21 protein-coding genes are annotated in these 24,756 nt (G+C 38.7%); all 21 read left to right on the top strand.

Annotated elements, in window-relative coordinates:
- Nucleotides 1–26: 26 nt before the first annotated feature.
- The 21 genes from rpsB to dnaJ all read left to right on the top strand — a co-directional run bounded on the left by rpsB (nucleotide 27) and on the right by dnaJ (nucleotide 24,698).
- Nucleotides 27–827, top strand: coding sequence for a 30S ribosomal protein S2 (gene rpsB, locus FD46_RS05945; RefSeq protein WP_057896249.1), 801 nt, complete (start codon nucleotides 27–29; stop codon nucleotides 825–827).
- Between the two features lie 88 nt (nucleotides 828–915).
- Nucleotides 916–1,794 carry a translation elongation factor Ts gene (gene tsf, locus FD46_RS05950; protein WP_057896250.1) on the top strand — a complete coding sequence of 293 codons (879 nt, stop codon included), beginning with the start codon at nucleotides 916–918 and terminating at the stop codon, nucleotides 1,792–1,794.
- 283 nt (nucleotides 1,795–2,077) lie between these two features.
- Nucleotides 2,078–2,800 carry a UMP kinase gene (pyrH, locus tag FD46_RS05955; RefSeq protein WP_057896251.1) on the top strand — a complete coding sequence of 241 codons (723 nt, stop codon included), beginning with the start codon at nucleotides 2,078–2,080 and terminating at the stop codon, nucleotides 2,798–2,800.
- A gap of 5 nt (nucleotides 2,801–2,805) precedes the next feature.
- Nucleotides 2,806–3,369: a ribosome recycling factor gene (frr, locus tag FD46_RS05960; protein ID WP_057896252.1), complete on the top strand. Its 564-nt coding sequence runs from the start codon at nucleotides 2,806–2,808 to the stop codon at nucleotides 3,367–3,369.
- 185 nt (nucleotides 3,370–3,554) lie between these two features.
- On the top strand, nucleotides 3,555–4,334 hold the full coding sequence (locus tag FD46_RS05965; protein ID WP_057896253.1) for an isoprenyl transferase: 780 nt from the start codon (nucleotides 3,555–3,557) through the stop codon (nucleotides 4,332–4,334).
- A 7-nt stretch (nucleotides 4,335–4,341) separates the two neighbouring features.
- A complete protein-coding gene (locus tag FD46_RS05970) occupies nucleotides 4,342–5,127 on the top strand; it encodes a phosphatidate cytidylyltransferase (RefSeq protein WP_057896254.1) in 786 nt (261 codons plus the stop codon).
- A gap of 29 nt (nucleotides 5,128–5,156) precedes the next feature.
- On the top strand, nucleotides 5,157–6,434 hold the full coding sequence (rseP, locus tag FD46_RS05975) for an RIP metalloprotease RseP (RefSeq protein WP_057896255.1): 1,278 nt from the start codon (nucleotides 5,157–5,159) through the stop codon (nucleotides 6,432–6,434).
- A gap of 48 nt (nucleotides 6,435–6,482) precedes the next feature.
- Complete coding sequence (locus FD46_RS05980; RefSeq protein WP_057896256.1) at nucleotides 6,483–8,207, top strand: proline--tRNA ligase; 1,725 nt, start codon at nucleotides 6,483–6,485, stop codon at nucleotides 8,205–8,207.
- A gap of 96 nt (nucleotides 8,208–8,303) precedes the next feature.
- Nucleotides 8,304–12,638 (top strand): PolC-type DNA polymerase III, encoded by a 4,335-nt coding sequence (locus tag FD46_RS05985; protein ID WP_057896257.1) that lies wholly within the window; start codon nucleotides 8,304–8,306, stop codon nucleotides 12,636–12,638.
- 142 nt (nucleotides 12,639–12,780) lie between these two features.
- Nucleotides 12,781–13,254 (top strand): ribosome maturation factor RimP, encoded by a 474-nt coding sequence (gene rimP, locus FD46_RS05990; RefSeq protein ID WP_057896258.1) that lies wholly within the window; start codon nucleotides 12,781–12,783, stop codon nucleotides 13,252–13,254.
- A 25-nt stretch (nucleotides 13,255–13,279) separates the two neighbouring features.
- Complete coding sequence (gene nusA / locus FD46_RS05995; RefSeq protein ID WP_057896259.1) at nucleotides 13,280–14,404, top strand: transcription termination factor NusA; 1,125 nt, start codon at nucleotides 13,280–13,282, stop codon at nucleotides 14,402–14,404.
- A 15-nt stretch (nucleotides 14,405–14,419) separates the two neighbouring features.
- Complete coding sequence (gene rnpM / locus FD46_RS06000; protein WP_057896260.1) at nucleotides 14,420–14,725, top strand: RNase P modulator RnpM; 306 nt, start codon at nucleotides 14,420–14,422, stop codon at nucleotides 14,723–14,725.
- A complete protein-coding gene (locus tag FD46_RS06005; protein WP_057896261.1) occupies nucleotides 14,712–15,020 on the top strand; it encodes a L7Ae/L30e/S12e/Gadd45 family ribosomal protein in 309 nt (102 codons plus the stop codon). Before rnpM ends, FD46_RS06005 begins: the two co-directional genes overlap by 14 nt.
- Before the next feature lie 67 nt (nucleotides 15,021–15,087).
- Nucleotides 15,088–17,433, top strand: a complete 2,346-nt coding sequence (infB, locus tag FD46_RS06010) for a translation initiation factor IF-2 (RefSeq protein ID WP_057896262.1) — start codon at nucleotides 15,088–15,090, stop codon at nucleotides 17,431–17,433.
- 35 nt (nucleotides 17,434–17,468) lie between these two features.
- Nucleotides 17,469–17,825 carry a 30S ribosome-binding factor RbfA gene (rbfA, locus tag FD46_RS06015; protein WP_057896263.1) on the top strand — a complete coding sequence of 119 codons (357 nt, stop codon included), beginning with the start codon at nucleotides 17,469–17,471 and terminating at the stop codon, nucleotides 17,823–17,825.
- 84 nt (nucleotides 17,826–17,909) lie between these two features.
- Nucleotides 17,910–18,836: a tRNA pseudouridine(55) synthase TruB gene (gene truB, locus FD46_RS06020; protein WP_057896264.1), complete on the top strand. Its 927-nt coding sequence runs from the start codon at nucleotides 17,910–17,912 to the stop codon at nucleotides 18,834–18,836.
- A gap of 5 nt (nucleotides 18,837–18,841) precedes the next feature.
- A complete protein-coding gene (gene ribF, locus FD46_RS06025) occupies nucleotides 18,842–19,783 on the top strand; it encodes a riboflavin biosynthesis protein RibF (RefSeq protein WP_057896265.1) in 942 nt (313 codons plus the stop codon).
- Between the two features lie 112 nt (nucleotides 19,784–19,895).
- Nucleotides 19,896–20,930, top strand: coding sequence for a heat-inducible transcriptional repressor HrcA (hrcA, locus tag FD46_RS06030; RefSeq protein ID WP_057896851.1), 1,035 nt, complete (start codon nucleotides 19,896–19,898; stop codon nucleotides 20,928–20,930).
- 15 nt (nucleotides 20,931–20,945) lie between these two features.
- Nucleotides 20,946–21,557 carry a nucleotide exchange factor GrpE gene (gene grpE / locus FD46_RS06035; protein ID WP_057896266.1) on the top strand — a complete coding sequence of 204 codons (612 nt, stop codon included), beginning with the start codon at nucleotides 20,946–20,948 and terminating at the stop codon, nucleotides 21,555–21,557.
- A 33-nt stretch (nucleotides 21,558–21,590) separates the two neighbouring features.
- Nucleotides 21,591–23,450 carry a molecular chaperone DnaK gene (dnaK, locus tag FD46_RS06040; RefSeq protein ID WP_057896267.1) on the top strand — a complete coding sequence of 620 codons (1,860 nt, stop codon included), beginning with the start codon at nucleotides 21,591–21,593 and terminating at the stop codon, nucleotides 23,448–23,450.
- Between the two features lie 114 nt (nucleotides 23,451–23,564).
- Entirely contained in the window at nucleotides 23,565–24,698 is a 1,134-nt protein-coding gene (gene dnaJ / locus FD46_RS06045) for a molecular chaperone DnaJ (RefSeq protein ID WP_057896268.1), read from the top strand.
- The last annotated feature ends 58 nt before the right edge of the window (nucleotides 24,699–24,756 follow it).

A 24,756-nucleotide genomic window follows, 5' to 3' on the forward strand; every position in this document is an offset into this window, starting at 1 on the left:
AAAAAACAAAATGGAGGAATTAAATTATGTCAGTAATTAGTATGAAACAATTGCTTGAAGCTGGTGTTCATTTTGGACATCAAACACGGCGTTGGAATCCGAAGATGAAAAAATATATCTTCACGGAACGTAACGGAATTTATATCATTGATCTCCAAAAAACTGTTAAGCTGATTGATGCAGCTTACAACTTTGTAAAAGATGTTGCAGCAAACGATGGAGTTGTACTATTTGTCGGTACAAAGAAGCAAGCACAAGATGCAATTGAAGAAGAAGCAAAACGTGCTGGGCAGTTCTATGTTAATCATCGTTGGCTCGGTGGTACTTTAACCAACTGGGACACAATTCAAAAAAGAATTAAGCGCCTTAAAGAAATAAAAGCAATGAGTGAAAATGGAACATTTGATGTTTTACCCAAGAAAGAAGTTTCTTTGCTGATTAAGCAAAGAGAACGGCTTGAAAAATTTTTAGGCGGGATTGAAGACATGCCGCATCTTCCAGATGCACTGTTTATTGTTGATCCTCGTAAAGAAAGAATTGCAGTTAAAGAAGCTCGCAAGTTAAATATTCCAATTATTGCAATGGTGGATACTAATGCTGATCCGGATGAAATTGATGTTAAGATTCCATCTAATGATGATGCTATTCGTGCTGTTCGTCTGATCACTTCTATGGTAGCAGATGCAGTTATCGAAGCTCGTCAAGGTGAAGAAGAGGCTGAAGAAGTTACAGAAAAGTCTTTTGGGAAAGATGATACAAAATCTGTAGATTCAATCGAAGACATTGTTGAAGCTGTTGAAGGTAATAATTCAAAAGATGCTGAATAGATAAACTTAGGCTGTCTCAGACATTGGGCATAAAAAAAGCCTGAAGTTTGCGACAGCTTTTTAATAACTTTTAAGGAGGCCATAAGAAATGGCAAAAATTTCTGCTTCTCAAGTTAAAGAATTGCGTGATAAAACCGGCGTAGGAATGATGGATGCAAAAAAGGCTCTTGTAGCCGTTGATGGTGATATGAATAAAGCTGTTGATTTTCTGCGTGAAAAAGGTATCGCAAAAGCTGCTAAAAAAAGTGATCGTGTTGCTGCAGAAGGCTTAGCTGATGTCGAAGTAGCTGGTAATGTTGCTGCAATTGTCGAAGTTAACGCTGAAACTGATTTTGTAGCACAGAATGAACGTTTTAAAGAACTGGTTAAGGAAATTGCAACTAAAATTGCTGAAAATAAACCTGCAACTTTAGATGATGCACTTAAAATTGCAACTGATAAAGGAACAGTAAAGGATGAAATTATTGAGGCTACTCAGGTTATTGGCGAAAAGATAACATTGCGCCGTTTCAGTGTAGTTGAAAAGAACAATGATCAAAACTTCGGTGCTTACTTGCACATGGGTGGAAAAATTGCTACCTTGGTTCTTTTGGATGGTGCAGATAAAGAAACTGCAAAAGATGTAGCGATGCATGTTGCTGCAATTAATCCCAAATATGTCGATCGCACACAGGTTCCAGCAAAAGAATTGGATCATGAAAAAGAAGTTCTTAAACAAGAAGCATTGAACGAAGGTAAACCTGAAAAAATTGTTGAAAAAATGGTTGTTGGCCGTCTCAATAAATTCTTAGCTGAAATTAGTCTGACTGATCAGGAATTCGTAAAGGATCCAGATCAGACTGTTGGCAAATATGTTGCTTCTAAGAATGGTAAAGTTGATTCATTTGTTCGTTATGAAGTTGGCGAAGGTATTGAGAAGAAAGAAGATAATTTTGTCGACGAGGTTATGAACCAGATCAAGGATTAATTTTGCTTATCTTGGGTATTTTACCTTAGTATAAATTTTAGCGTAAAAACGGTTTATTCATAAATTACGACCTTAATTAAAACCCCAAGAATTAGGATGTTAGTCTAATTTTGGGGTTTTGTTGTAATTTAAAACATTAAACAATATGTTAAAATAAATAAAAATATATTTGATTATAGAGTGACAATTATAAATTATATTCAAGAAGTTCAAAATATGTTAAAATTAACGTGAATGTGTTCATAGTGCACTTTGAAATAGTAACGATTATAGGAGGAACATCATGGCAGATGTTAGGTACAAACGTGTGATTTTGAAGTTAAGCGGAGAAGCTCTTGCAGGTGACCAGGGAATAGGAATAAACCCTCCCGAGATCCGTAAAGTTGCTGAAGAAATTAAAGAAGTGTACGAATTAGGTGTTCAGATTGCCATTGTAGTTGGCGGAGGCAATATGTGGCGTGGTGAGTCAGGCGCCCAAATGGGAATGGAAAGATCACAGGCCGATTATATCGGTATGCTGGCAACTGTAATGAACGCTTTAGCACTTCAGGATAACCTTGAATCTTTAAATGTTCCTACAAGGGTACAGACTTCAATCGAAATGCGTCAAATTGCTGAACCTTATATCCGGCGTAAGGCAATTCGCCATCTTGAAAAAGGAAGGATTGTCATTTTTGCTGCTGGAACAGGATCGCCATATTTCTCAACTGATACGACTGCTGCGTTACGAGCATCCGAGATTAACGCTGACGTTATTTTGATGGCAAAAAATGGTGTTGATGGAATCTACTCAGCAGATCCGCAAAAAGATCAGAGTGCTGTCAAGTTTACAGAGTTGACACATCTTGATATTATCAATAAAGGTCTCCATGTAATGGATACAACAGCTTCTTCGTTGTCGATGGATAATGACATTCCATTGGTTGTTTTCAATATGAATGAGAGTGGAAACATTAAACGTGTTGTAGAAGGAGAGTCAATCGGAACAACTGTGAAAGGAAAATAAAATTTATGAAAATTAATGACCCAATTATTAAAGACGGCCAATCACGAATGACTAAAGCTGAAGAAGCTTTTCAAAGGGAATTAGGGAATATTCGTGCAGGGAGAGCAAATGCAAGTTTGCTAAATCGTATTATGGTTGACTATTACGGGGTACCAACACCATTGAACCAAATTGCCCAGATCACAATCCCTGAAGCACGTGTACTTTTAGTGACACCTTATGACAAGTCTTCTTTGCAAGATATTGAGCATGCAATCTTGGCATCAGATTTAGGAATTTCCCCTGCAAATGATGGGTCAGCAATTCGTTTAGTAATTCCACAGCTTACAGAAGAAAGACGTAAAGGAATTGCTAAAGAAGTAAAATCAGAATCTGAGAAGGCGAAAGTTGCCGTTCGCAATGTTAGACGTGATATTATGGATGATTTGAAGAAAGCTCAAAAAAATGGTGATCTGACCGAGGATGATTTGCACGCATTAGAGGACCAAGCACAAAAAGTTACTGATTCTTCTATTAGTAATGTTGAAAAAATTCAAGCAGAGAAAGAAAAAGAAATACTTGATGTGTAATTTTTAAAAATACTGTTGAGCGGACAGTTAAAACAACGGGGCAGCATCGTTGAACTTTTAGAAAATTGAGCAAACAACTACTTAATGAAGTTGATTGCTGAGTTAAAGGTTTCACGGCAATGCAATTTTGCCTCGTTGTTCCTTTTTTGCTAGAATAAGTTTTGAATTTTAATGGAGGTGTACTCTTGTTCTCAAAATTTATTAACAACAAAGATGCTGATTCTAAAAAATCAGTTGAACTTAATCCAGCAAGGATACCCAATCATATTGCAATAATCATGGATGGAAACGGGAGATGGGCTCAAAAGAGACATCTGCCAAGAATTGCTGGACATAAAGCTGCTCTCACAACAGTTAAAAAAATCACCGTTGCCGCAAGCGACCTGGGCGTTAAGGTATTGAGCCTGTATACTTTTTCCACAGAAAATTGGAAACGGCCTAAGAAAGAAATTGATTTTCTAATGAGTCTTCCTATCAGCTTTTTTGATACCTTCGTCCCAGATTTAATAAAAAATAATATTAGAGTCAGTGCAATCGGAGATATGGAAGCTTTGCCAGAAGATACAAAAAAAGCAGTTAAGCGTGCGATTAAACAAACTGCTGAAAATAGTGGCATGATTCTTAATTTTGCAATCAATTATGGAGGGCGAGCGGAGATAGTGGTTGCTGCACAAAGGCTGGCTCAAAGTGTTGTTAACAACGAACTTGATATCTCACAGATTACGGATAAGGTTTTTGCCAAAGCTTTAATGACTGGAAAGTTGGGAGAGTACTCTGATCCGGATTTACTGATCAGAACTAGCGGTGAAGAAAGAATCTCAAATTTTTTGCTATGGCAAGTTGCATATAGTGAATTTGTTTTTTCTGACGTTCTTTGGCCCGATTATAATCCGCAAACTTTGCGGGAAAACATTTACGAGTATCAAAATCGTAATCGTCGTTTTGGCGGTTTAAAGAAGGAGTAGTTTAAAAATGAAACAACGTGTTTTAACGGCAGTTATTGCGCTGATAATTTTCATTCCTTTGGTGATTATTGGAGGAGTGCCGTTTGAAATTCTTTCTATTTTATTAGGCTTGATCGGCTTGTCAGAAATCTATATAATGCGAAAAAAATTATTAGTTTCGCCGGAAGCAGGACTTGGTGTACTTGCTTCTTTGGCATTAATGGTACCTCAGGGATGGCTTTCATTTTTGCCAAGTACAAGTACGCGCTATACACTTTTTTATTTTTTCGTTTTACTCTTACTAGTGTATACTGTGTTTACGCGTAATCGTTTTTCGTTTGATGACGCAGCAGTTTTAACTCTAGGTATTATTTATACAAGTGTAGGTTTTCGGTTTTTGATTTCTGCTCGTGAAACTGGAATTTCAATGATCTTTTATCTCCTTTTGACTGTCTGGGCAACAGATACAGGGGCTTATATGGTAGGAAGAAAATTTGGAAAGAACAAGCTGGCTCCGCATATTAGTCCCAATAAAACATGGGAAGGATCAATTGGCGGTGTTATTGTCGCGTTAATTGTCGGTATAATTTTTAATTTATATTTTCCACAAAAATTTTCTTTAGTACCGATGATTTTTATTTCATTAATTTTAGCGGTTGTAGCCCAATTAGGTGATCTAGTAGAATCAGCACTTAAACGATACTATGGGGTGAAAGACTCTGGAAAAATATTACCAGGTCATGGAGGAATACTTGATCGCTTTGATTCGTTGCTTTTTGTCTTGCCGTTTGCACACTTTATGGGATTATTCTAACAAGATTTATGAACTGAGAGGATATCGATATGCTATTCACAATCGTAACATTTATTATCGTTTTTGGAATACTGGTTATCGTCCATGAATTTGGACATTTTTTCTTTGCAAAGAGATCCGGTATTTTGGTCAGAGAATTTTCAATCGGAATGGGACCAAAAATTTTCGCATACCAAAAAAATGCTACGACATATACAATCAGGCTTTTGCCGTTAGGTGGATATGTTCGAATGGCAGGTCTTGAAGACGATGATGATTCATTGAAACCTGGGACACCTGTAAGCCTTTCTTTAAATGAAGATGGTATTGTTGAAACAATTAATACGAGCCATAAAAAAACATTATTAAGTGGAATCCCTCTTCAAGTTGCAAAATGGGATCTCGAAAATGAGCTTTGGATTGAGGGTTATGAGAATGGTGATGATAGTCAATATACTAGATTTAGTGTTTCTCATGATGCATCTGTAATTGAAGAAGACGGCACAAAAGTTAGAATAGCTCCTAAAGATGTTCAGTTTCAGTCAGCCGCTCTTTGGCAAAGGATGCTCACGAATTTTGCAGGTCCACTCAATAATTTTATTTTAGCAATTGCAGCTTTTACTTTGGTAGCAATTTTACAAGGTGGAGTCAGCTACACTTCAAATACTGTTGGCGGTTTTAGTGCTGATTCCGTTGCAAAAGAAGCTGGCGTTAAGGCTGGTGATCGAATTATAAAAGTTGAAGACACTAAAACTTCATCGTGGGAAAGTTTAGCAACTGCAATCAGCAAGCGTGCGGCTAAAAAAACCGTTATTACTGTTGAAAGAAAAAATAAAACTAAAAAAATTGCGGTTGTTCCCAAGGCAAAAAAGCAAAATAACCAGCAAATTGGCTATATCGGGATCGAAGCAAAGGTGCACCATGAAGAATCGTTTTTGGCAATTGCTAGTTATGGTTTTGTGCAAACTTGGAAAATGACAGTTGCACTTTTGACTGCGATTGTTGGTATGTTTACAAAGGGTTTTAGTTTGAATGACTTAGGCGGTCCTGTTGCAATATACTCGTATACTTCAGAAGCCGCTAAATACGGACTGGTCAGTGTAATTAATCTGTTGGCTTTTCTTTCATTGAATTTGGGAATCGTCAATTTATTACCTATTCCTGCACTTGATGGGGGAAAGTTGGTATTAAATATAGTTGAAGGAATTAGAAAGAAGCCGCTTTCGCAAGAAAAAGAAGGAATTATCACACTTATCGGTTTTGGGTTTTTAATGTTATTAATGATTCTTGTTACTTGGAACGATATTCAGCGTTATTTTTTTAATTAATATTCAAGGCAGCTTGAAAGAAGTTGTTATAAGTAAAAGGGGATTTTTATGAAGCAGTCAAAATTATTGATACCAACAATTAAGGAAGTACCCAGTGATGCTGAGGCTTTAAGCCATAAGATGATGCTGCGTGCGGGTTATGTGAAACAAATTTCGGCAGGAATGTATGCCTATTTGCCGCTTGCTTTTCGTGTCCTTAAGAATATCGAACATATAATTAGAGAAGAAATGGCAAAAATAGCTGCTGTTGAGATGCTTGTGCCCGCGGTTATCCCAGCTGAACTTTGGAAAGAATCAGGTCGTTATAAAACTTATGGTCCTACGATGTTTAAGCTTCAGGATCGACACAAACGTGATTTTATTTTAGGCCCCACTCATGAAGAGACATTTACTGCTATCATTCGTGATAGCATCAAGTCCTACAAAAAGCTGCCGCTTAGTCTGTATCAAATTCAAATGAAATATCGGGATGAAAATCGTCCTCGTTTTGGTCTATTGCGTGGCCGTGAATTTTTGATGTTTGATGGTTATTCCTTTCATGCTGATGAAAAAAGCTTGGGCAGTGTTTATACACAGATGGAGAGTGCTTACCAAAAAATTTTTGAGCGGTGCGGACTTAATTTTCGTGCAATCATTGGTGATGCGGGTGCAATGGGCGGTAATGATTCAAAAGAATATATGGCAATTGCAGATATTGGTGAAGACACGATTGTTTATTCAGATGAAGGAGGATATGCAGCTAATATTGAAATGGCAAGGAATCTGAGAGATCTGAAACCTTCCCACGAACCAGAAAAAGAGTTAGTGAAGGTAGTTACTCCGGAAGCTAAAACAATTGATCAAGTTGCTGAATTACTCAAAGTTAAGACTAAAGATATTATAAAGACATTATTGGTAATTGCAGACAAAGAGCCGGTAATTGTTTTATTGCGCGGAACTGATGAACTAAATGAAGTTAAATTAACTAACTTTCTTGGAGCAAACAGTGTTCGCTTAGCTACGGATCGAGAGGCTGTCCAATACTTAGGAGCTTCTTTTGGATCTTTAGGGCCGGTAAAATCCCCAGCTAAAATACGTGTACTTGCGGACTTAGACATTGAAAAAATGCGTAATAGCGTTACAGGTGCAAATGAAGACGGTTTTCACTTTATTAATGCGAATGTAAAGCGTGACTTTGAAGTTTCAGAATATACTGATTTGCGCTTGGTTAAGGCAGGAGAATTATCCCCTGACGGTGAAGGAAAGCTTAAGTTTACACGCGGAATTGAAATTGGACATATCTTTAAGCTAGGAACAAGATATTCTGATGCTTTGGACGCTAAAGTATTGGATGCGAATGGTCGGCAGGTTCCGGTTATTATGGGATGCTACGGTATTGGTGTTTCACGTTTGCTGTCTGCAATTATTGAACAGAATTGCGACGAAAATGGTATTATTTGGCCGCAAAGTATTGCTCCATTTGACATTCATGTTGTTCCTGTTAATGTGAAGAAAGAAATACAGGTCAAACTGGCTGAAAAGATCACTGCTGAATTAGAAGATGCTGGTTATAAAGTGTTGTTTGATGATCGCAAGGAAAGACCAGGGGTTAAGTTTGCAGATTCTGATTTGATGGGCTTGCCAGTTAGAATAACAGTTGGTAAAAAGGCTGAAGAAGGAATTGTTGAAGTTAAGTTGCGTCGTAATGGAGAAACAGTTGAAGTTCGACCGGAAGAACTTCAAAATGCAATTTCAATTTTACTTAAACAAGAGAAGAAAGAAAAAATTTTATAGTAACAAGAGAAATAATGAATGTTTTTAAAAGAGGCTGAAATGAATGAATAATTTATTCCAGTCTTTTATAGCTTATTCAAGAGAAGGGATAAATGAATGGAGCTTGATAAAAAAACGCTGTTTCAAAAATTGCTGGCGCAGCTGAACTGGGTTCCTACGGCAGAACAAAAAAAGTATTTTGAATCGACTCAAATAATTAAAGTTGAGATTCACCGTCTTTCTAATCGCTGGAATTTTAACCTTAAAACACAAGAAGTTTGGCCATTTGGGCTTTTTCATACTTTTCTGCAGCGTTTGCAGGAAAGCTTTTCACAAATTGCACAAACTGACATTAAAATCGAAACTGTCAAACAAACATTGGATAACAAAAGAATTGGTGAATACTGGAGCTGGGCTGTTGAGAATTGTGAAATTAGTTCTCCATTTGTTCAGGATTTAAAGACTGGCAAGGTTCCTTATATTGATAATCAAAGAGTGTTGTTACTTGCCGATAATGAGATTATCAAACATTTTCTGGTTAGCCAGGCTTTAGGACCAATTGAAGAAACATATCAAAAAGCAGGGTTCCCAAAGTTTGCAATTCATACGCTTGTTGATGAATCACAAACGCAGCAAAAGATTGCGGAGTTTAAGCAAGAAAAGGCTAAAAGCGATGCAAAACTAGCACAAAAAGCAGTGGAGGCTATTAAGCAACAAAATCAAAAGAAAGAAACTGATCCAGTGAAAATTGTTGGTCCAATTACTTTGGGAAAAAGGATTGATGCTAAAGAGCCAGTCCGGCAAATGAACGATATAACGGAAGAAGAACGTTCAGTTGTAGTTCAGGGATATGTTTTTGACAAAGAAGTCCGGAGTTTACGTTCTTCGCGTAAGCTTTTAATCATAAAAGTTACAGATTATAGTTCTTCACTAGTTGTTAAGAAATTTTCACGTAATGAAGAAGACGAGGCTTATTTTGATGCAATTCAAGAGGGTCAGTGGGTCAAAGTCCGCGGAAATGTTCAAGAAGACAACTTTTTACGTGACCTAGTCATCAATGCTTACGATATTAACCAAGTTGCTCACAAGGAACGTACGGATAATAGCCCTGATAATGAAAAAAGAGTGGAATTGCATCTGCATACAAATATGAGTATGATGGACGCTACCAACAGTATTACGGATTATGTTGAAAAAGCAGCTTCTTGGGGACAAAAAGCCATTGCCGTTACCGATCATGCTACGCTGCAGGCTTTTCCAGAAGCACATACTGCTGGGCAAAAAAATAATGTTAAGATTGTTTATGGTGTTGAAGCAAATATTGTAGATGATGGGACACCCATTGCCTACAATGAAACTCATATTCAGCTTAAGGACGCAGCTTATGTTGTTTTTGATACTGAAACTACTGGTCTTTCAGCTCGTTTCGACAAAGTGATCGAACTTGCAGCAGTAAAAATGCAGAACGGTACGGTTATGGAACGATTTGATGAATTCATTGATCCTGGCCACCCCTTGTCGCAAACAACGATTAACTTGACAAGTATAACTGATGAAATGGTCAGAGGATCAAAGTCTGAAAAAGAAGTTTTTTCTCTTTTTCAAGAATTTTGCAAAGGCAGTGTAATTGTTGGTCACAATGCTACCTTCGATGTGGACTTCATGAATACTGGTTATCAAAGACAAGGGTTACCTTTAATTACAAATCCATGGATAGATACATTGCCGTTTGCACGTTTCTTATATCCGCAACTAAAGGGTTTTCGATTAAATCGGCTGGCAAAGTTTTTGAATGTAGAACTCGAACATCATCATCGTGCGATTTACGATGCTGAGGCTACCGGATACATTTACTTTGCAATGCTTAAAGAAGCACAGGAAAAGTATCACATAGATTTTTTGGATCAATTAAACGAACATGTTGGCGAAAATGACGCATACAAACATGAGCATCCTTTCCATGCCACAATTGTTGCAAAGACTCAAGCAGGGTTGAAAAACCTTTTTAAGCTGGCTTCTTTGTCTATGATCAAATATTTTTATCGTGTACCGCGGGTTCCACGCTCTGTACTTGTTAAATACCGTGAAGGTCTGCTTGTTGGTTCAGCTTGTGCAAGTGGTGAGGTATTTACTGCTATGATGCAAAAGGGATTTGAAGAGGCAAAAGAAAAGGCTCGTTTTTACGATTATTTAGAAGTGCAGCCTAAACCGCTTTATTTACCATTGATGGAACAAAGCCTTATAAAAAATGAACAAGATTTAGAAGAAATTGTCAATAATATGGTTGAATTAGGGGAACAGTTACACTTGCCGGTAGCCGCAACCGGTGATGTCCACTTTTTGAATAAGGAAGATGCGGTTTATCGCAAGATTCTGATACATTCTCAAGGTGGTGCTAATCCTCTAAATAGACTTAAGCAGCTGCCTGATGCACACTTCAGGACAACTAATGAAATGTTGGAAGATTTTTCTTTTTTGGGTAAAGAAACAGCAAAAAAAGTCGTAATAGATGACCCAAACAAAATTGTTGCACAAACTGATGATATTTCTCCAGTCAAAGACAAATTATATACGCCCAAAATGCCTGGTGCGGAGGATGAAATTCGCAGTCTTACTTTAAATGAAGCACACAGGCTTTATGGCGAACATCTTCCTGAAATTGTACAAACACGACTTGATAAGGAGCTTAAAAGTGTTATTGGAAATGGATTTTCAGTAATTTACCTGATCTCGCAAAAACTGGTATACAAGTCTAATAAGGATGGTTATCTGGTTGGTTCTCGTGGATCAGTTGGTTCGAGTTTAGTTGCTACCATGACAGGAATTACAGAGGTCAATCCCTTGCCGCCGCATTATCGCTGTCCTAAGTGCACATGGAGTCATTTCTATGAAAAGGGAGAATATGGGTCGGGTTTTGATCTGCCCGATAAAAACTGTCCTGAATGCAATACTCCTTTAATCAAGGATGGACAAGATATTCCTTTTGAGACTTTTCTTGGATTTTATGGAAATAAAGTTCCAGATATTGATCTTAACTTTTCTGGAGATTATCAGCCGATTGCACATAATTATACAAAAGTATTGTTTGGTGAAAAGAACGTTTTCCGTGCTGGTACGATTGGAACTGTTGCAGATAAAACAGCTTACGGATTCGTTAAAGCATACGAAAGAGACACCGAACAAACTTTTCGTAACGCCGAAGTTGATCGTTTAGTAAAAGGTGCAACAGGCGTTAAAAGAACAACAGGGCAACATCCTGCTGGAATCTTAGTTGTACCTGACTACATGGACATTTATGATTTTACGCCTATTCAGTACCCTGCAGATGATGTAGAGGCAACTTGGAAAACAACGCATTTTGATTTTCATTCAATTCATGATAATATCTTAAAACTTGATATTTTGGGACATGATGATCCAACAATGATTCGCATGCTGCAGGATCTGTCTGGAGTAAATCCTAAGTCTATTCCAACGGATGACCCTGGGGTGATGCAGCTTTTTTCTGGTACGGATGTCTTAGGCGTCACGTCTGAACAAATTGGTTCTAATACTGGTACTCTGGGTATTCCAGAATTTGGTACACGTTTTGTTCGCGGGATGCTTGAAGAGACAAAGCCTAAAACTTTTGCAGAGTTGCTTAAGATTTCGGGTCTTTCACACGGAACAGATGTGTGGTTAGGCAATGCCGAAGAATTAATCAAGAATGGAACTGTCACAATGCCCGAAGTAATCGGGTGCCGTGATGATATTATGATGGACTTGATTCATATGGGAGTCGAGGCGGACAGAGCTTTCAAAATAATGGAACATGTGCGTAAGGGACGTGGAATTCCTGATGACTGGCAAGAAGAAATGCGTAAGGCACAAGTACCTGAATGGTATATTGGAGCTTGTCTTAAGATTAAGTACATGTTTCCTAAGGCTCATGCAGCCGCTTATGTATTAATGGCTTTGCGAATTGCTTATTTTAAAGTGTATTTTCCACTGGTTTATTATTCGGCCTATTTTAGTGTTCGGGCTGATGACTTTGATTTGGTTGCGATGTCGCGCGGCAAGCAGGCTATTAAAGATGCAATCAAAGAAATCACTGATAAGGGAATGGATGCATCCGCTAAAGAAAAAAGCCTTTTAACAGTATTGGAGCTTGCAAATGAGATGCAGGAACGCGGTTTTAGTTTTGAGATGGTTGATTTGAAACGGTCAGCAGTTTCTGATTGGTTGATTGAAGATAATTCGTTACTGGCACCATTTGATGCAATGCCCGGACTGGGAACCAATGTTGCTAAACAGATTGTTGCAGCGAGAGAGGAAAAACCGTTTCTTTCGAAAGAAGATCTTGCAAAAAGAGGTAAGGTTTCTAAAACATTAATCGATTATATGTCGCAAAATCATGTTCTAGATGAATTGCCAGATGAAAATCAGCTGAGTTTATTCGATTCATTATTTTAAAAGCTGACAGGGTCAGCTTGCCAAGAAACTGGGTTCATGTTAAAATAGTAAATGGAATTATAACTCGTTGAGAGTGAGCAGTAATGCTCGCTCTTTTTATTGCAACTGCAAGCGTGTATCAGAATACAAAGGAGGTCAGTGTGTGAGTACCGTTGTAGAAACAGTTACTAAACTAGTGACGCCTATTTTAAAAGAAAAAAATTTTGAGCTAGTGGATCTTGAGTTTGTTAAAGAAGGTAAAAGTTGGTACTTAAGGGTATTTATCGATAAAGAAGGCGGCATTAATATTGAAGAATGTGCTTTAGTAAGCGATACTTTAAGTGAGGCACTCGATAATTGTGAACCTGATCCAATTCCGCAGGCGTACTATCTTGAAGTTTCTTCTCCAGGAGCTGAAAGGCCGTTGAAAAAGCCTGCTGATTTTGAACGCGCAGTGAACAAATATGTTCATGTTTCTCTTTACCAGCCCCTTGGATCTTCTAAGGTTTACGAGGGAACTCTCATAGAGGTCAATGAAAAAAGTTTAAAGTTAGAGTATATGGATAAGACACGCAAAAAAATGATAGAAATTCCGCGAAATCAAGTTGCAAAAGCACGGTTGGCCATCAAATTTTAGTATTTGCTAAGGAGTTAAGGTAAGTATGAGTAAAGAATTATTAAATGCCTTAGATGCATTAGAAAAAGAAAAAGGAATAAAAAAAGATGTTGTGGTTGAGGCTCTTGAGGCAGCACTAGTTTCAGCCTACAAGCGTAATTATGGCCAGGCACAAAATGTCGAAGTAGAATTTGATAAGAGTGTGGGCGACATTCATGTTTATGCGGTTAAAGAGGTAGTAGAAGAGGTCTTTGATTCACGGTTAGAAGTGGGCCTTGAAGAAGCTCTGCAAATTAACCGTGCATACGAGATCGGCGATACCATCCGTTTTGAAGTAACACCTAAAAATTTTGGCCGTATAGCTGCTCAAACTGCTAAACAAGTTATTATGCAGCGTGTTCGCGAGGCTGAAAGAGGCAACATATATAATGAGTATATCCAGTATGAAAATGAGATTGTAACGGGTGAAGTTGAGCGCCATGATCATCGTTATGTCTATGTTAATCTGGGAAAAGTCGAGGCAGTGCTGTCACATCAGGATCAAATACCTGGCGAGGAATATAAACCTCATGATCGTATTAAGGTCTATATCTATAAAGTTGAAAACACGGCAAAGGGGCCACAAGTATTTGTAAGCCGTTCGCATGCTGATCTTCTCAAAAGACTGTTTGAACAAGAAATTCCTGAAATCTTTGATGGAACTGTTGAGATCGTTTCGATTGCTCGTGAAGCGGGGGATCGCGCAAAGGTCGCTGTCCGTTCCAATAACGATAGTGTGGATCCTGTTGGAACTTGTGTTGGACCTCGGGGAGAACGTATTCAAACAATTGTTAATGAACTTAAAGGCGAGAATATGGACGTTGTTGAATGGAACGAAGATCCTGCAGAATTTATTGCAAATGCATTGAATCCTGCTGAAGTTTTGGACGTTCACTTCGATCCTGAAAATGAGCGTGCCTGCACAGTTGTTGTTCCTGATGATCAACTTTCGCTTGCAATTGGAAAACGGGGTCAAAATGCACGTTTGGCTGCAAAATTGACAGGCTGTAAAATTGATATTAAATCAGAATCTGATTATGCACAACTAAAAGAAAATGCTGGTGAACAAGAAGCAAAACAGGTTGAAGCACCTGTAAAAAATCCACAAGATAGCGAAGGTGCAAACGAATAGAAAGGGATGATCATAATGGCTCGAAAACGAAAGATACCAATGCGTAAAGATATTGTTTCAGGTGAAATGAAACCTAAAAAGGAATTAGTCAGAATCGTAAAAAATAAGGAAGACGAGGTAAGCATCGATCCTACTGGAAAAAAATCTGGCAGGGGGGCCTATCTTTCTTTAGAAGTTGCAGCAGCTAAGAAGGCTCAAGGCGAGCGTATTTTTGATCAAGTTTTTGGAATAAAGATCCCCGCGCAATTCTATGAAGAACTAGTAAAGTATGTTGACCATCAGGCTGCAAGGCGGGAGCTTTTCGGCGATGGCACAAAGTAAACGACAAAATGTTTTACAATTGCTCGGACTTATTAGAAGAGCTAATCAGCTGGTAACTGGAGAAGAATTTGTATTGCGGGCAGTTCAAAAGGAACAGGCTAGATATGTTTTCGTGGCACGCGACAGTTCCAAGACGACTCATAAGCTGTTTTTAGACAAGTGCGAAAGCCATAAAATCAATGTTAGTTTTGAATTTAGCCGTGCTGAAATTAGTATTGCAATTGGGACCCAAAGATCTGTTGTAGCAGTTACCGGTGTGGGGTTCAGCAAAAAGATTGCACAATTATTGGATTAAAAATTATTGGATAGTTTTAAGTCTTCTTTGCGAATAGGCAAAAGGGCTGAGATTGGAGCGTGAATGTATGGGAAAAAAGCGAATTTATGAGTTAGCGAAAGAACTAAGTGTTAGCAGTAAAGTAGTGATTGAAGTTGCACGTAAAAAGGGTTTTGTTGTAAGCAATCATATGTCTACCATTGGTGAAAACGAAGAAAGGCAGTTACGTGAAAGTCTTCGCAAAGATGGTGGAAAAGGTGCAGCCAAAAAGACCGTAAACCCGTCGAAAAACACGCGGGAAAGGATTCAGCAACAGGCTCCCAAAAAGGATAAACCAAAAAATCAAAATCGAAATAAAGAGGCAAAGCCAATTCAAAAACGGACAAATAGCAACCATAAAAGTGAACAACAAAAACAACAAACTGCAAAGAAACCTGTGAGCCAGCAGCAACGTACTTCTAGACCGGAATCACGTAATAAAGCACAACAGACAAGTAACAGGCAGGGACAATCAGGAGAAAGAAGCAGTTTCTCCGAACGTGGCCAAAAGCGGTATGGTCAAAATAACTTTGGACGTAATAATTTTGGTAACAAGAAAAAACGAAAAAATCGCAGAAATAACAGGCGTCAGGAAAATAAAAAACCGGCTGTACCACCGCGTAAAAACAAGCCGCTCCCAGAAACACTTGTGTATACAGTGGGAATGAATGTTGCAGATATTGCTAAAAAGATTCATCGTGAACCTGCTGAAATAATAAAGAAATTATTTATGATGGGAGTTATGGTTAACCAAAACCAATCCCTTGATAAAGATACAATCGAAATTTTGGCTGCTGATTACGGAATTGGTGCACAAGAAAAAGTTGAAGTTGATGTTGCTGATATTGACAAGTTTTTTGAAGAAGAACAAGGAAATACAAAACATTCAGTAATTCGTCCGCCGGTTGTAACTATTATGGGGCATGTTGACCATGGGAAGACAACATTATTGGACAAGCTGCGTCATACTCATGTAACAGAGGGCGAAGCTGGCGGTATTACACAGCACATTGGTGCTTACCAAGTTAAGCACGATGGCAAGACAATAACTTTCCTAGATACTCCTGGGCATGCAGCCTTTACAAATATGCGTGCGCGTGGAGCAGATATTACGGATATTACTGTCCTTGTAGTAGCTGCTGACGATGGTGTTATGCCGCAAACAATTGAAGCTATTAATCATGCCAAAGCAGCTAAGGTTCCTATCATTGTGGCAGTCAATAAGATTGATAAACCAGGTGCAAATCCTAACCATGTCATGGAAGAGCTGACAGAATATGAGCTTATCCCTGAAGACTGGGGCGGAGATACAATTTTTGTTGAAATTTCAGCTAAATTCGGTAAAAATTTAGATGAATTACTTGATATGATTTTGCTAGAGGCAGAGGTACTGGAATTACGTGCGAACCCTAAACAGCATGGTGCTGGTTCTGTAATTGAAGCACGACTGGATAAAGGAAAAGGTGCTGTTGCATCTCTTCTTGTTCAACAGGGTACACTCCATGTCGGAGACCCGATCGTTGTCGGAAATACTTTTGGCCGCGTGAGGACAATGATTAATGATAAGCTGCAGCAGATTACAAAAGCTTTACCTGCTACACCTGTTGAAATTACAGGGCTAAGCGATGTTCCGGATTCTGGTGACCGTTTTGTTGTTTTTGATGATGAAAAAACTGCAAGAGCTGCTGGGGAAGAACGTGCAAAGCGTGCTTTGATGAAAGAACGTAGTAATACTCATCGGGTAACGCTCGACAACCTTTTTGATTCACTTAAAGAAGGTGAATTAAAGGAAGTTAACGTAATTATTAAAGCTGATGTACAAGGGTCAGTTGAAGCTCTTGCTGGAAGCTTAAAGAAGATTGAAGTTGAAGGTGTTAAGGTAAATATTATTCACCAGGCTGCCGGTGGTATCAATGAAAGTGATGTTACTTTGGCAGAAGCTTCAAATGCGATTATTATCGGTTTTAATGTACGTCCAACACCTCAAGCTAAGGCACAAGCTGAAAGTGACAAAGTTGATATTCGCTTACATCGTGTAATCTATCAGGCAATCGATGAAATAGAGACTGCTATGAAAGGAATGCTGGAACCTGTATACGAAGAAAAAGTTACAGGCCAGGTTGAAATCAGAGAAACATATAAAGTTTCCAAGCTGGGGACAATCGGTGGCGGTTATGTTACAGAAGGATATATTCAACGTGACAGCGGTGTTAGGGTTGTTCGCGATGGAATCGTTGTCTACGAAGGAAAGTTGGCTAGCTTAAAACGCTTTAAAGATGATGTTAAACAAGTTAAACAAGGGCTTGAGTGTGGCCTTATGATCGAAAAGTATAACGATATTAAAATTGGGGATCAGATCGAAGCATATATTATGCAGGAAATTCCCGCTGAATAAAAAAAAATCTGTTCTTTAAGTTAGGAGGAGACGCAATGGCACAAAATTATCGTGTTGGTCGTTTATCTCAGGAAATACAAAGAGAAGTCACGGATATTTTGATGAAACGGGTACGGGATCCGCGGGTGGATGGAGTTACAATTACCGGTGTTGATGTTACAGGAGACCTTCAGCAGGCTACTATTTACTACAGTATCTTATCTGACCTGGCTTCAACAGGTGAAAAAACGCAGATAGGACTAGATAAAGCAACGGGGTTAATCCGTAGGGAACTTGGAGCGCGTTTAAGTATCTATGTCACTCCTGAAATTAAATTTGTACGAGATAATTCAGTACAATATGGAGATCGGATTGACCAGTTGTTAAATGAACTGAAACACCCTGAAGAGTAATTTTTAATGCAAATGAATTGAAGTTAAAGGGGTGGTTTTTAACCACCTTTTTTAATTTTCAATTATTTAAAGCGGAGGTTTAAAATGAACGGGATCTTACCTTTATATAAAGAACGCGGAATGACAAGTAATGACTGTGTGTTTAAGTGCCGCAGAATTTTTAAAATGAAAAAAATCGGACATAGCGGAACGCTTGATCCGGGTGTTGATGGAGTCTTGCCTATTTGCCTTGGAAACGCAACGAAAGTTGTTAATTATCTGATGGATTCCGGTAAGGTGTATACAGGAGAAATAACACTTGGATTTGCGACTGCTACAGAGGATCTTGAGGGCAAGATTATTGCTCGTCAAAAAATAGTACAGCCTTTTTCTGAGATTGCAATTGAAAATGCGATGAAAGAACTGACAGGCGAAATGATCCAGATTCCACCGCTGTACTCCGCAATTAAGGTAAAAGGCAGACGGCTTTACGAATATGCTCGGGCCGGAGATCCCGTTGAAAGGCCCAAGCGCAAGATTCGAGTAGATTATTTCAAGCAGGTCAAAAAAACAGTTTACGATTCAGAAAAAAATCTTCAGCGCATTTACTTTGAAGTTGGATGCGGTAAGGGAACTTATATCAGAACTCTCGCTGTAGATTTGGGAAAAAAGCTCGGAGTTCCGGCCGTAATGTCAGAGCTGACAAGGCTTGCCAGCGGCGGTTTTACTATTTCTGAAGCAATCTCCTTAACAGATTTAGAAAAAGCAGCAGGTGAAGGAACACTTTCGCGATTTTTAGTTGATTCCGACCATGCACTTCAAAATTTTCCGCATTACGAACTAAAAAGCCAAGAGTGGGAGATTGTTAAAAACGGTGGTTTTTTAGAGGAAAACAAGCTTAAGAAGCTTTTTGGCAAAGCACCCCAGATTGTTTTAATTTACGGTAAAAAAGTACGTTGTATTTATAAGCTGAATACTGAAAAGAAAAGATATCAGCCGGAGCAAATGATTGATTTGAGTGAAGGAGAGTAGTAGTTGTGCAAATAATTAAGTTAGAAGAACCCTTTGACCAAAAAAAAATCCCAGACTCTCCGATTGTACTTGCGATGGGTTTTTTTGATGGTGTACATCGTGGACACCAAGCGGTAATTAAGCGAGCACGGCTAGAGGCAAAAAAACGAGGGATAAAACTCGCAATCATGACATTAACTCCCCATCCTTCAGTCGCTTTTCGGCATATTCCCAGCTCTAAGGTTACCTACTTAACTTCTTTAGACCATAAATTAACGCTTTTTGAACATCTTGGTGCTGATATTGGATATGTTACGGTACTTAACCAGTATCTAATTCCGATGGGACCGCAAGAATTTGTTGATAAATACATGGCGGCTTTACATGCACAAGTTGTTGTAGCTGGTGAAGACTATACTTTCGGCAAACAAGAAATTGCTAATATGGAACTTTTGCCTAAGTATGCGCGGAAGCGTTTTGAGGTAATTAAAATAACACATCTTAAAGAAAATGGACAAAAAATAAGTTCAACAAAAATCAGGAGCTGTCTGGATGAGGGAAAAATTGAGGAAGCTAATGAATTGTTGGGATATCCGTTTGAAAATGATGGGATAATTGTCCACGGTAAACAAATTGGCCGCAAGTTAGGATTTCCTACCATCAATGTGGAAGTTACAAAAGGTGAACGCATTCCAGCTGAGGGGATCTATGCTGTTAGGGTTCAGCTTTTAAGCCAAGAAATTATGGGAATGGCCTCGATTGGCCGTAATGAAACCTTTGGTAAAAATAATAAGCCGACATTAGAAATAAATTTATTTGATTTTTCTCAAAATGTTTATGGACAAAAAGTTATTGTACATTGGTATCAGCATTTACGTGATCAAGAAAAATATTCGGACGTACCTGCTTTAGTAACACAGCTTGGTCAAGACGAAAGAGATACGCGCGATTATTTTAAGGGAAAGTAGTTAGTTTATCAGAGATAATAAAGAGCCATTTCTTGACATCTTTTGAGAGTTCTTGTATATTAATAATTGACTTAGCACTCTAGCATGCTAAGTGCTAATCGAGGTGATTGAATTGCTTACAGAAAGACAATTGTTAATTCTTGAAGCTATAATTCAGGATTATACAACTACTGGCAGACCCATTGGGTCTAAACTTTTGGAGCATCAATTATCGATGAATGTCAGTTCAGCAACTATTCGAAATGAAATGGCAGTATTGGAGCACTCGGGCTTTATTGGTAAAGAACATTCTTCTTCTGGAAGGGTTCCTTCACTAAAGGGATATCGCTACTATGTTGATAACCTTGTAAAACCTGATGTTGTGGATCAAAATGAGATTGAAAGTATTCGGCTTTCTCTTGACAGTAATTATTACAAGGTTGACGAAATCATTAAAGAGTCGGCTAAAATCTTATCAGAGTTGACCAACTATACAGCAATTACTTTTAAACCGGAAGTTAAGGATCTTCGGCTTCAGGGATTAAGAATAATTCCTTTGGGAAATCAACAGGTAATGATGATTTTGGTTACTAGTGATGGAAATACTGAAAGCCAGATATTCAATATTCCCAAAAATCTCAGTGGAGAAGAAATAGAGGCTGTTATTCGTGTTATTAATGACCGAATTGTTGGATTGCCACTTGATCAGGTAATTGATCGACTTCATGAAACTATTCCTTTGTTGTTGCACTATGTTCAATATCCGGCCGGTTTCTTGGATATTTTTGGTGATATTCTTGAAAGGTCAGCACGTGAACAGTTTTTTGTTGGCGGTAAGCTGAATCTGCTTAATTTTGTTGAAAATGGCGATGTCGAGCAGATCAAAAAGCTGTATTCACTGATTGAACGCTCGGATGATATTAATGATTTGGTAGGTGGTTCTGATCAGAAGATTCAGGTTAAGATAGGTAGTGAGATGACTAACAGCTCGTTAGTAAATTACAGCCTGATTTCAGCAACCTATGATGTGGCACAACATGGTCAGGGTTTGATCGCTTTATTGGGACCGACCAATATGCCATATTCAAAAATGATTGGTCTTATACGAGTCTTTCGTGAAGAATTAACCCGTAAATTGCTGGCCTACTATAATTTGTACGAGAAATAAAAAAGGGGTGATTGTGTGACAGAACAAAATGAAAGCAAAGCACAAGAAAATTTGCAGACTGATGGAGATTCTAAGAAAACAGTGAAAATTTTTCCTAAGAAAGACACTAGTCCAAAAAAAGAGGCTTCTAAAAAAGATAATACAGCAAGTCAACAAAAAGAAAAGACCGATTATCATGAGCTTTACGCACAGCTACAAAGTAAGTATGATGCGCTTGAAGATAAGTACTTACGGGCTGAAGCAGAAATGGCTAATATGAATACAAGGTTTAAAAAAGAACAGGAACGTCTTCTAAAATATGATGGTCAAGGGCTTGCTAAAGAGGTTCTTCCAGTAATTGATAATTTAGATCGTGCTTTGAAATTTGAAGTTACCGATGATGCTTCAAAGCAGTTGAAGCATGGTATTGAATTAGTTTATCAAGACATGGAAAAAGCTTTGACTGCAAATCATGTAACTAAGATCAAAGCTTTAGGGCAAGAATTTGATCCTGTTATTCATCAGGCAGTCAAGACTGTTCCAGTTGAGGATGGTCAAAAGGCTGAGACTGTTGTTGAAGTATTTCAAGATGGTTATATGTTAAAAGACCGTGTACTGCGACCAGCGATGGTTGTAGTTGCACAGTAAAAATAAATTAAAATAAAAGAGGTTGAAAATAATATGTCAAAGATTATTGGTATTGATTTAGGGACTACTAACTCGGCAGTCGCTGTTCTTGAAGGTAAAGAAGCCAAAATCATCACAAACCCTGAAGGTAATAGAACAACACCATCTGTCGTTTCTTTCAAAAACGGGGAAACTCAAGTTGGGGAAGTTGCAAAACGACAAGCAATTACGAACCCTAACACTATTTCTTCAATCAAACGTCACATGGGTGAAGCGGGATACAAAGTAAAAGTTGAAGATAAGGAATACACTCCTCAGGAAATCTCAGCTATGATTTTACAATATATTAAGGATTATGCAGAATCATACCTTGGTGAAAAAGTTTCGCAGGCTGTTATCACAGTACCAGCATACTTTAATGATGGACAGCGTCAGGCAACTAAGGATGCAGGTAAGATTGCTGGCTTAAAAGTTGAAAGAATTGTTAATGAACCAACTGCTGCTGCTTTAGCATATGGGTTAGACAAACTTGATAAAGACCAAAAGATTCTTGTCTTTGACCTTGGTGGTGGTACTTTTGATGTTTCTATCCTTGAATTAGGAGACGGCGTCTTTGAAGTACTTTCAACTAATGGTGATACTCATTTAGGTGGAGATGACTTTGATAACAAGATTATTGATTGGTTAGTTGCTGAATTCAAACAAGAAAACGGCATCGACTTGTCTGCTGATAAGATGGCAATGCAGCGTCTGAAAGATGCAGCTGAAAAAGCTAAGAAGGATCTTTCAGGAATTTCAAGTGCACAAATTAGCTTACCTTTCATTACAGCAGGCGCTAATGGTCCATTACATTTAGAGAAAACCTTGACTCGTGCTAAGTTCGATGAATTAACGGCAGACCTTGTAGAACGTACTAAAGTACCTGTACGTAATGCTTTGAAGGATGCTAACTTAACTAACAGCGATATTGACGAAGTTATCCTTGTTGGTGGCTCGACACGTATCCCAGCTGTTCAAGCTGCTGTTGAAGCAGAAACAGCGCACAAGCCTAATAAGACAGTTAACCCCGATGAAGCTGTAGCATTAGGTGCTGCAATTCAAGGTGGTGTTATTACCGGTGATGTCAAAGATGTTGTTTTACTTGATGTTACACCTTTGTCATTAGGAATTGAAACCATGGGCGGTGTATTCACTAAGTTAATCGATCGTAATACTACAATCCCTACAAGCAAGTCGCAAGTGTTCTCCACTGCGGCAGACAATCAGCCAGCTGTTGACATTCATGTATTACAAGGTGAGCGCCCAATGGCTGCAGATAATAAGACGCTTGGTCGTTTCCAACTAACGGATATTCCGCCTGCACCACGCGGTGTTCCTCAGATCGAAGTTAAGTTTGATATTGATAAGAACGGGATTGTTAATGTTTCTGCAAAAGATCTGGGTACCAACAAAGAACAAAAGATTACGATCAAGAGTTCGTCCGGCCTTTCAGATGAAGAAATTGATAGAATGGTTAAAGAAGCAAAAGAAAACGAAGACGCTGATAAAAAGCGTAAAGAAGAAGTTGACCTTAAGAATGAAGTTGACCAGTTGATCTTTACAACTGACAAGACTTTGAAAGAAGTTAAGGGTAAAGTTTCTGAAGATGAAATCAAGAAGGCTGAGGAAGCTCGCGACGCTTTGAAAAAAGCGCAAGAAGCTAACAACGTTGAAGAAATGAAAACTAAAAAAGATAACCTTAACAAGATTATCCAAGACCTTTCTGTTAAGCTTTATCAACAAGCACAGCAGGCACAACAGGCAAAAGGCGGTGCTGCTAAAGGTCAAGAAGGCGATGCAGCAAAGAGCGGTGATGATAAGACAGTCGATGGTGACTTCAAGGAAGTTGATCCAGATGACAAGGATAAGAAATAGTCGTTAACGGCAGCCTATAAAAAGTCAAAGGCCATAGTGGACTTTGACTTTTTATTTAGCACACAATATGGTAGTCTTTAATTTAGAAGAATTTCTTATATACGGAGGAAAAGAATGGCAGAAATCAGAGATCCATATGAAACTTTAGGTGTATCGAAAGATGCTTCTGCTGCTGAGATTAAGAAAGCTTACCGCAGGCTTTCCAAAAAATATCATCCAGATTTAAACAAGGAACCTGGTGCTGAAGCAAAGTTTAAAGAGGTAAATGAGGCCTATGAGATTTTAAGTAATCCGCAAAAGAAAGCTCAGTTTGATCAGTATGGTTCTACAGGCGGGCAACAAGGCTTTGGAGGAAACTATCAAAGCGGCGGGTTCGGCGATTTTGGCGGAAGCGGCTTTGAGGATATCTTCAGTTCGTTCTTTGGAGGTGGCGGCGGTTCAAGCAGAAATCCAAATGCACCGCGTCAAGGGCGAGATCTGCAGTATGAGATGGACCTAACTTTTGAAGAAGCAGTTTTTGGTAAAAAAACAAGTATCCAGTATACACGTGAAGCCCTGTGTAAAACTTGCGGCGGAAGCGGAGCAAAGAAGGGTACATCACCAGAAACATGTTCACATTGCGGCGGAAGTGGCTACATGCGTGTAAAGCGTGCGACACCATTGGGGCAAGTAGTCACTCAGCAGGAATGTGAATATTGCCAAGGCAAAGGGAAAATTATCAAAGAAAAATGCTCTACGTGTCACGGCAGCGGACATGTCCAAGAAAAACATGAAGTAGAAGTTTCGATTCCAGCAGGTGTTGAAGATGGCAACCAAATGCGCCTCCAAGGTCAGGGAGAAGCAGGAGAAAATGGCGGGCCTTATGGTGATCTTTATATTGTTTTCAATGTTGCTTCAAGTGACATTTTCAAACGTGATGGGGCAAAAATCTACTTTAACTTGCCGATAAGTTTTGTTCAGGCTGCATTGGGCGATGAAGTTGACGTTAAGACAGTCCATGGTGACGTAAAAATGAAAATTCCAGCAGGTACTCAGACTGGGACAGTCTTCCGTTTGCGTGGTAAAGGAGCACCTTATCTGCGTGGTAAAGGAACTGGAGACGAAGAGGTAACTGTAGAAGTTGAGACGCCAAAATCCTTAAATCAAAAGCAAAAAGAGGCTCTTAAATCATTTGCAGAAGCAAGTGGAGAAAAAGTCCGCGGAGAAGAATCACTTTTTGATAGGCTTAAGAAACATACAAAACGCTGAATAGTTGATATGTTAAAATAAGAAGACTGGTATCCCCTTTTGAGGAATACCAGTCTTC

The organism is Liquorilactobacillus oeni DSM 19972 (genome assembly GCF_001436275.1).
Lineage (GTDB): Bacteria > Bacillota > Bacilli > Lactobacillales > Lactobacillaceae > Liquorilactobacillus > Liquorilactobacillus oeni.